Source organism: Coprococcus sp. AF51-11b1 (assembly GCF_027682785.1).
GTDB lineage: Bacteria > Bacillota > Clostridia > Lachnospirales > Lachnospiraceae > Allocoprococcus > Allocoprococcus comes.
Genome location: NZ_JAQCZB010000008.1, coordinates 44,080 through 44,352, shown reverse-complemented (window position 1 = coordinate 44,352; position 273 = coordinate 44,080). Strand labels below are relative to the sequence as shown.

Sequence of the window (273 nt, the reverse complement as noted above, 5' to 3'; positions counted from 1 at the left end):
GGACAGACTGTAAATCTGCTGCAATTTGCTTCGGTGGTTCGAATCCACCTCCGCCCATTGATGCGAGGTTGAAAAGACAGTGCAGAGCACGTATGCTTTTCGCAGAAACCGTTTGAGCATCTCTTGCCGCAGTGGCGGAACTGGCAGACGCCCGGGACTTAAAATCCCGTGGGTAGTGATACCCGTACCGGTTCGATTCCGGTCTGCGGCATTAGTTAAAAATGGGAGAAACGTTGAATTTACAGCGTTTCTCTTATTTTTTTGTTTTAAAGT

1 tRNA gene is annotated in these 273 nt (G+C 48.0%); it reads left to right on the top strand.

Features of this window, described 5'->3' with window-relative positions:
- Window positions 1-125: 125 nt before the first annotated feature.
- Window positions 126-211: transfer RNA gene (locus PGY05_RS09030), tRNA-Leu, on the top strand.
- Window positions 212-273: the final 62 nt, after the last annotated feature.